Origin of the sequence: Corallococcus sp. CA041A (assembly GCF_003612075.1) — a bacterium.
Lineage (GTDB): Bacteria > Myxococcota > Myxococcia > Myxococcales > Myxococcaceae > Corallococcus > Corallococcus exiguus.
Genome location: NZ_RAWF01000350.1, coordinates 1 through 8,713, shown reverse-complemented (window position 1 = coordinate 8,713; position 8,713 = coordinate 1). Strand labels below are relative to the sequence as shown.

The following is an 8,713-nucleotide window of genomic DNA, read 5'->3' as shown; positions in this document are numbered from 1 at the left end:
GGCCCACAACATCCGCCGGCTGCTGACACGCAGCCGGCTTTTTTGCGTCTACTTCGTGCTGGAGGCCCCTGCCTCCCTTGAGGCTCAGTAGCCAGTCAGCCTTCACCCCTATTCCGCGCAGACCTCCTGTCGGACAGGTTCAGAGCCCTGGGCGCCTCCAGCCTGAACGGAGCTGTCCCGGGTCGGGCGGAAAGGCTTGCGTCCTTGGACTTCCCGGGTTCCGAGGGCGGCAGGCGAGCGGACAACGGGCCAGGGTGTGGGAATGCGCAGAAAGGAGCATGAAAACGGCGCCCCTGGCCGTTCTAGAGTCCTCGCCCCGCATGCCCCGTCCTGGCCGCACACTCCACGTCTTCCCTGATGCCGCGCGCCGCCAGGCTGCCCTGCGGTCGGAGCGGCGTGCGCGGGGCATCTCCGTGGGGACCCACCTGCTCACGTGGGACGACTTCGTCCACGCGCTGGGTGGGGCGCGCGAGCTCAACCGGCGGCCCTGTCCCGCGATGACCGCCCGCGCCGTGGTGGCTGGCCTGGGCGCCACGCTCGGCCCCACGCCGTTCGGCGACTACGTGCGCGAGCCCGCCTTCGCCCGCGCCGCGGCGGACGTGCTGCTGGACCTGAAGGCGGGCCGGCTCTCCCCTCGCGAACTCCAGGACGCCGCGGAGGTGCTGCCTCCGGAGCGTCGCACCCGCGCGCGGGTCCTCGCCCGGCTCTATCACCTGTACGAACAGCGGCTGGCGGAGCTGGGACTCGCGGACCGCGAGGACGTGCTCCGGGGGGCTCGTGAGGCGCTGGACCGGGGCGCGTGGCCCTCGGGCTGGGACGGGGTGACGGGGCTGGTGCTCCACGGCGTCTACGACGTGCGCCCGTCGAAACTGGAGCTGCTGATGGGGCTCGCCGCGGCGTGCGAGGCCCGGCGCGTGTCGCTGCGCGTGGAGACGCCGGTGGGCGGCTCGCCGGTGGCCGACGCGGCGCTCGCGGCGCTGTTCCGCGCCTTCGAGAACCGGGGCGAAACCATGCCCCACGTGGACCTCTTCAAGGCGGACGTCACCTTCGAGGGCCGCCCCTTCACCGACCTGGGCCGGCACCTGTTCTCGCCCCGCGCCGCTCGCGACGCGCTGAAGGGCGCGGTGGACGGGCTGTCCGTGTGGAACGCGACGAACGCGCGCGAAGAGGCCCGCGTGGTGGCCCGCGACGTGCGCCGCCTCATCGACGCGGGCAGCGCGCCGGGCGACATCGCCATCGCGTACCGGGACCTGGGCCCGGAGGCGGGCTGGCTCGCGGAGGCCCTGGGCGACCTGGGCATACCGGTGCGTCTGCCGTGGGGTGAACCGCTCGCGCTCGCGGGGCCGGTGCGGCTGGCGCTGGAGCTGCCGGTGCTGATGGAGGACGGCTTCCCGGCCGAACGCGTGGCGGAGCTCGTCTCCAGCCGCTACGTGCCCTCGCTGTCGCGCGGCGGGCCGGATGCACCCGCGACCCTCTTCGCGCTCGCCGCCGCGCGCGACGACCGCCTGGGCGCCACGCGAGGGAAGGGCGCCTACGACGTTCGCCTGGAGGGGCTCGCGCGCCGGATGGCCGCGCAGGGCGGCAAGCGCAAGGAGGACGCGGTCAAGGTGATGGCCGTGCGCGCGCTGCGCGACCGCGTGATGCGGCTCATCGACGAATGCCGCCACATCCCCCAGGAGGCCCCCGCCGCGGAGGCACTCGCCGCGTGGTGGAAGGTCGTGGAGCGGCTGGGCCTGCTGGACTCCGCGGGGCCCCTGGAGGCTCGCGAGGCCGGGTCCCTGGGAGCGCGGATCGAGGACGCGAGGGCCCGGGACGACGCGGCGCTCGCGGCGTTCCGCCAACGGATGGAAGCGCTGCTGCGCTCGCTGCGATCCGTGGGCGGAGGTCCCCGCGTCACCCGGCGCGTGCTGGGCCGGTGGTTGGCGGACGCGCTGCGCGACGTGCACCTGCCCGCGCGAGGCTCGTCCACGGGCGCGGTGGAGGTGCTGGACCTGTCGGAGGTTCCGGGCCGCACCTTCCGGCATCTCTTCGTCGCCGGGCTCACCGAAGGCCGGCTCCCCGGGCGAGACCCGCCGTCGCCGCTCCTCGGAGACGCGGAGCGCGTGGCGCTCAACCAGCACCTGACCCGGGACGTGTTCCGCCTCACCGGCGGCGAGTTCGACGACCGGGCGCCCTGGCGCCTCACGGAAGACCGGCTGCTCTTCGCCAGCGCGCTCGCCGCGGCGGAGGGCTCGTTGAGCCTGTCGTTCGCGGTGAAGGCCTCGGGCGGACAGGAGCAGGTGCCCTCCGCGTTCCTGGAAGAGGTGCGCCGGCTCACCGGCCACAAGTGGTCCACGCGCACGCTGCCCCCGGTGCTTCCGCTGGACGAAGTGCTCACGCTGCCGGAGCTGCGGCGCACCGTGGCGCTGGAGGCGCTGGCGGGCCTGTCGTTCCCGTCGTTGCGTGTCACGGAGCCGGACCCCGCGGGACAGGTGCTCAAGGATCGCTTCGGCACGGATGACTGGTTCCGCAGCGCCCGCGAGCTGGCCCACATGGAGGCCGCGCGCCTGCGCTTCTTCGGCCGCGAGGACGAACTGCCCGGCGAATTCACCGGCGGCGTGCAGGGCCCCCAGCTGGAGCAGAAGCTGCGCGACACGTTCCACTTCGGCCTGGAGCGTCCGCTGTCCGCGAGCGCCCTGTCGAAGTTCGGCAACTGTGGCTTCCAGGGCTTCGTCGCATACGGCCTGAAGGTGGCCGAGCCCGTGGTGGCCAACGAGGAGTTCGACGCTCGGGGCCGAGGCACCTTCTGGCATCGCGTGATGGAAGAGGTCTTCAAGGCGCTCAAGGAGAAGAAGCTCCTGGGCCAGGCGCCGGAGGACATCCCGGAGGAGGTGCTGGAGAAGGCGGTCAAGAAGGCCAGCCGGCACTTCGCGGAGCTGTATCACGTGGGCCACCACGAGCTGTGGAAGCTCGCGGGCGAGAAGGCCCAGGCCATGGCCCGGCGCATCCTGACGGATCCTCGGCATGGCCTGCCGTTTGATCCGCTGGTGCCCGAAGGCTTCGAGCTGCGCTTCGGCCCCGCCGCCGAGGACAAGCGCTGGAGCGACGTGAAGCTGATGGTGGCGGAGGACGCCATCGTCTTCGAGGGACAGATCGACCGGCTGGACACGGCCGGTGTGGAAGTGGGCGTCATCGACTACAAGACGGGCCGCCTGGACAAGCGCACGCTGAAGGAGAACCTGCTGCGTTCGGACTTCCAGCTCCCGTTGTACCTCTACGCCGCGCGCGAGGCCGGCCACGTGGGCGCGCGCAACGCGGCGTGGTTCTCGCTGCGCACGGGAGACGCCATCCATCTGTCGGCGGTGATGCCGCCCGCGGAGCTAGAGGACCTGCTGTCCACCGACCCGGAGGTGCGCCAGCGCGTGGCGGACGCCGCCGGACTCAACCTGCCCAACGCGGTGGAGTCGCTGGTGCGCCAGCTGCGCAAGGGCGACTTTCCGGCGCGGCCCAATGACTGCGGCAAGTGCGGCTACCGCGCGGTGTGCCGCATCACCGAGCGCCGCATCTCGGACGAGGGGAGCGGATGAGCGACACCGCGCCCCACATGCTCGCGCTGGAGAAGAACCTGGCCCTGATGGCGGGCGCAGGCGCGGGCAAGACGTACAGCCTGGTCACGATGACGCTGCACCTGTTCGCGGGAGCACGGCAGGCGGATCCGCTGCGTCCCTCCCGGCTGTGCATGCTCACGTTCACGGACAAGGCCGCCGCCGAAATGCGCAAGCGCGTCCGCGAGCGCCTGGACGCGCTGGCCCAGGGTGACGTCCCGCTCGACGCGGAGAAGGTGCTGCGCGCGTCGCTCGCGAGGCTGGAGCGTCCGTTCCCCACGCAGGACGCGTGGCGCAAGGTGCGCGAGGAGCTGGGCGCCGCGACGGTGGGCACGTTCCACTCGCTCTGCGGTCAGCTCCTGCGCCGCGCGCCGCCCGCGGTGGGCATTGATCCCGCCTTCGAGGTGCTCGACGAACTGGAGGCATCGGGCCTGCTGGAGGACGTCACCGAACGCGTCGTCCTGGACGCGCTGGAGGGCGGCGACGCGCGCGTGCGCGAGCTGTGCGCGGAGCTGGGCTTCTCCGGCTCCGGCTTCTCCGACGGGCTCGTGGCCGCGCTGATGGACGTCTACGGCACGCTGCGCGAGGAGGGCCTCAAGGCCGCCACCGCGCGCGTGGGCGACGGCGTGGCGGACAAGGCGCAGCTCGAAGCCCTCATCGACGATTGCCGCCGCCTCTGTCTGGACGCCCGCGCCCAGGACACCAAGGGCGAGTGGAGCAACCTCCTGTCCGCAGCCGAGCCCGCGCTGAAGGGCATGACGCCGGACACGTTCATGCAGCCGGCCCACTTCCCGACGCTGCGCAATGTGCTGCTGTCGGAGCCGCGCAACCTGGCCAACCTGCGCAAGGGCGCGGGCGCGTGCTTGAAGGAACTGCTCTGGAGAGTGAAGGGCAAGAGCGACGGCTCCGTGCGGCGGCTGGAGGATGCCTACGCCGCGTGGCGCACGGCGCCCTTCGAGGCGACCTTCCGCGACCTGTTGACCCAGGTGGAGGAGCGGCACGACGCGGAGCTGACCCGGCGCAACGTGTTCGACTTCACCTCGCTGCTGGTGAAGGCGCGCGACCTGCTGCGCGACCATCCGGAGTTCCGTCAGCAGGTGCAGGAGCGGCAGGGCGCGCTGTTGGTGGACGAGTTCCAGGACACCAACCGGTTGCAGCTGGAGCTGGTGCTGCTCCTGTCGGAGAAGCGCGAAGGCGGCCCGCGCGAGCTGACGCCGGACGCGGACCTCGTGGCCGCGCTGCCCCTGGAGCCCGCGTTCCTGTGCGCGGTGGGTGACCGCAAGCAGTCCATCTACGAGTTCCGTGGCGCGGACGTGTCCGTGTTCAAGGTCCTCGCGGACAAGATTGACGCCGAGGGCGGCATGCGCGGCTTCCTCCAGAACAACTACCGCTCGCTGCCCGGTGTCCTGTCCTTCTTCAACCGCGCGTTCGCTGGGCTGCTCGTGGCGAAGGAGTCAACGCCCCGTCCCTTCGAGGTCGTCTACGAACCCGAGACGGACGACCTGTCGCCCACGCGCCCGGACCTGGCGGATGGGCCCGTGGTGGAGCGGCTCACCCTGCCGGAGGCCGACACCGCCCCGGAGCTGCGCGAGTACGAAGCGGACGCGGTGGCCCGCAGGCTGCGGGTGATGCTCGCGCCGGGTGCTCCGCCGGCGGTGATGGCGGAGGACAAGAAGGGCCTGCGTCCCGCGCGCGGCGGCGACGTGGCCATGCTCTTCCGGACCTTCACGCACCTGGAGGAGTACCGGCAGGCGTTGATCCGCCATGGCGTGCCGCACCGGGTGCTGCGAGGCCGCGGGTTCTACGGGGCGCAGGAGGTGCGCGACCTCGCCTCGTTGCTGGCGCTGCTCGCGGACGCGGACGACGCGCTGGCGTTCGCCGCGGTGCTGCGCTCGCCGCTGGTCGGCCTGTCGGACGCGTCGCTGTTCCGGCTCGCGGGGGACCTGCCGCTGTCGCTCGGCTCACCCCGGTTGGTGGATGAAGAGGTCCGCGCCGCCATGTCCGCGCGTGAGCAGTCGCGGCTCGCGCGCTTCCTGGAACTCATCCCCGTGCTACGGCGAGAGAGGGATCGGCTGGGCGTGCATGCCCTCCTGCAGGCAGCGTTGGACGCGACCGGCTACCGCGAAGCCCTCGCGGGCTCTCCCTACGCGGAGCAGGCGAGCGCGAACGTGGAGAAGCTCCTGTCGCTGGCGGCGCGCAGGGACGAGCGCGGCACGGGAGGCTGCGTGGCCTTCGCGCGCGAGCTGCGCCAGCTGGCGGACTCCGACCCCAACGAGGCCCAGGCGGACCTGCTGGACGAGGGCGACCCTCGCGCCGTGCAACTGCTCACCATCCACCGCGCCAAGGGCCTGGAGTGGCCGGTGGTCATCGTGCCCGGGATGGGAGGACGCCGCCGTACCACGTCCGCTCGGGCGTACTTCGAGCGCTCCTTCGGCCTGGCCCTGCGGCCGTGGATGCCGGACTCGCTGGACACCTTCACCTCCGAACGCTTCGAGGCCGTGCGCGCCGAGCTGAAGGCCCGCGAGGACGCCGAATACCTGCGCCTGCTCTACGTGGCCCTCACGCGCGCCAAGGACCTGCTCGTGCTGTCCGGCGGCGAGGAGAAGCGCGCGGGCACGGACACGTGGTGGCACCGCGTGGACCGGCGGCTGGACGCGGATCCGGACCTGCGTGCGCTCGCCAACGACGTGGACGTGGAGCAGCTGCCGCCGCCCGCGGATCCGGAGCCGCCCACGGAGGAGCAGCTCGAACAGGCGCGGATCCGCCTGGAGTCCGCGCTGGAGCGCATGTCCGTCGAAGCCTCCGGAGCCGGTGCCGAAGTGTTCACCGACGCCCCGGCGGTCGCCTCCGTGCGCGCGGTCCAGGACTTCCTCACCTGTCCTCGCCGCTACCACCAGCTCCATCGGCTGGGGCTCGCCGTCGGATCCGAACCGTGGGAGGCCCTCGTGCGCGCCGCGCCCCTCTTCGTGGAGCCCGATGGCTGGCTGCCCGTGGAGCGTCCGGACCAGCTCGTCACACGGCTGTTACGCGAAGTGGACCTGTCACTCGCGGACGCGGACGTGGAGGCCTCCGAGCGGCGCGCGCACCTGGAGAACCTGCTGCGGAGCGCGGGCCGGGATCCAGACGAGGGCGACCTGGGCGACGTGCTCGCCACCGTGGAGCGCTTCCTGGACACGACGTTCGCCCGCCAGCTCGCGGCGGTGCCCGCGTCCACCATCCACCGGGGCCTGGACTTCGTGCTGGACCTGGATGACAGCGCCAGCGTGGAGGGCGCGGTGGATCTGCTCTGGGAGTCGCCGGACGGCGAGGCCGTGGCGGTGCTCCTTCGCCCGGGTGCTCGCCACCCCCTGGGCCCGGCCTCGTGTGTCCATGAGCTGACGGCCCTGGCCCTGGCGTCCGCGCGGATGGTTCGCGAGGGGGTGGCGGTGCGGGTGGGCGTGGCCTTCCTGGGCGACGCCTCCCCAGAGCCGGAATTCCTCCCGGCCGGATCCGCCGACGCCGGGGCGGTGCGCCGGCTGGCCGAGGGCGTCCGAGCGCTTGTCCAGGCCGAAATGTCCCGGGCATGGCCGGGGTGGGACAGGGCGGCCTGCCAGGCCCTTCACTGCGGCTTCGCGGAACACTGTCACCCGGCCCCTCCCGCGTGCTAAGCGGCGGGCACCATGCCGAACGTCGTCGTCATCGGAGCGCAGTGGGGAGATGAGGGGAAGGGCAAGGTCGTCGACCTTCTCACCGAGCATGCCCAGGTGGTCGTCCGTTTCCAGGGCGGCAACAACGCGGGGCACACGCTGGTGGTGGGTGGGCAGAAGACCGTCCTGCACCTGATTCCGTCCGGCATCCTTCACCCGGGCAAGACGTGTGTCATTGGCAACGGAGTGGTGGTGGATCCCGCCGTCCTCGTCGGGGAGATCGACGCGCTCAAGCCGCGCGGCTTCCTCAAGGATGACGCCCAGCTGCTCATCTCCGACAACGCCCACGTCATCTTCCCGTGGCACAAGCTGCTGGACAGCTTCCGTGAGAAGGCGCGCGGTGGCAGCGCCATCGGCACCACGGGGCGGGGCATTGGTCCGGCGTACGAGGACAAGGTCGCCCGCCGGGGCATCCGCGTGCGGGACCTGCTCCACCCGGAGCGCCTGCGCCGCCGCATCGACGAGCGCCTGCCCGCCGCGCTGGAGGAGCTGAAGGACCTCTGCGCCCAGGCCGGCGTCGACGTGCCGCGCCTGGAGACGCCGCAGGTGCTGGCGGAGTTCTCCGCCCTGGGCGAGCGGCTGCGCCCCTACGTGCACGACGTGTCCCTCTTCCTCTCCGAGCAGGTCCGCCGCGGCGCCCGCATCCTCTTCGAGGGCGCGCAGGGCACGCTGCTGGACGTGGACCACGGCACCTATCCGTTCGTCACCAGCTCCAACTGCGTGGCGGGCAACGCCGCGGTGGGCTCGGGTCTGGGGCCCACGGCCATCGACAAGGTGATGGGCATCAGCAAGGCGTACACCACGCGCGTCGGCGGAGGCCCGTTCCCCACGGAGCTGAGCGACGAGCTGGGAGACCGGCTGCGCAAGGTGGGCGACGAGTTCGGCGCCACCACGGGCCGCCCGCGCCGCTGCGGCTGGCTGGACGGCGTGGTGCTGCGCTACGCGGTGCGCGTCAACGGCCTGTGGGGCCTGGCGCTCACCAAGCTGGACGTGCTCAGCGGCATCAAGACGCTCAGCATCTGCAACGCGTACGAACTGGACGGCCAGCGCGTCACCGAGCTGCCCGGTGACTACGAGGACCTGGCGCGCGTGAAGCCCATCTACGAGTCGCTGCCCGGCTGGGACGAGAAGATCGCCGGCGTGCGCACCTTCGACGAGCTGCCGGAAGCCGCCAAGCGCTACGTGCGCCGCGTGGAAGAGGTCAGCGGCGTGCCCGTGGTGTGCGTGTCCGTGGGCGCCGACCGCGGCGAGACGGTGCTCCTGCAGAACCCCTTCCGCAGCTAGGAAGGACGCAGGCCGCAGTGGTCCTGGCCCGCCGGGGGCCAGGACGGGAGAGGGACATGGTTCGCACGCGCAGGTTCCAGCTCGGAGTCTCGGCGGTGGTGTGGCTCGGCACGTTGGCGGTGCCAGCCTGGGCCCAGGGCCCCGGCCCCCAGCCCCCGG

General features: G+C 72.3%; 3 protein-coding genes. All 3 read left to right on the top strand.

All coding sequences use genetic code 11. The features are described 5' to 3' along the window. Window positions 1-320: 320 nt before the first annotated feature. The 3 genes from D7V77_RS38065 to D7V77_RS38055 are packed head-to-tail and all read left to right on the top strand — an operon-like array spanning window position 321 to window position 8,554. Window positions 321-3,566, top strand: a complete 3,246-nt coding sequence (locus D7V77_RS38065; protein WP_120581132.1) for a PD-(D/E)XK nuclease family protein — start codon at window positions 321-323, stop codon at window positions 3,564-3,566. Next, window positions 3,563-7,231, top strand: a complete 3,669-nt coding sequence (locus D7V77_RS38060; protein WP_120581131.1) for a UvrD-helicase domain-containing protein — start codon at window positions 3,563-3,565, stop codon at window positions 7,229-7,231. The genes D7V77_RS38065 and D7V77_RS38060 overlap by 4 nt, the downstream gene beginning before the upstream one ends. A 12-nt stretch (window positions 7,232-7,243) precedes the next feature. Then, entirely contained in the window at window positions 7,244-8,554 is a 1,311-nt protein-coding gene (locus tag D7V77_RS38055) for an adenylosuccinate synthase (protein WP_120566437.1), read from the top strand. The last annotated feature ends 159 nt before the right edge of the window (window positions 8,555-8,713 follow it).

Bases quoted from the DNA above. Each gene is read 5' to 3' on its own strand.
- D7V77_RS38065 (WP_120581132.1), top strand. From the start codon at position 321: ATGCCCCGTCCTGGCCGCACACTCCACGTCTTCCCTGATGCCGCGCGC.
- D7V77_RS38060 (WP_120581131.1), top strand. From the start codon at position 3,563: ATGAGCGACACCGCGCCCCACATGCTCGCGCTGGAGAAGAACCTGGCC.
- D7V77_RS38055 (WP_120566437.1), top strand. From the start codon at position 7,244: ATGCCGAACGTCGTCGTCATCGGAGCGCAGTGGGGAGATGAGGGGAAG.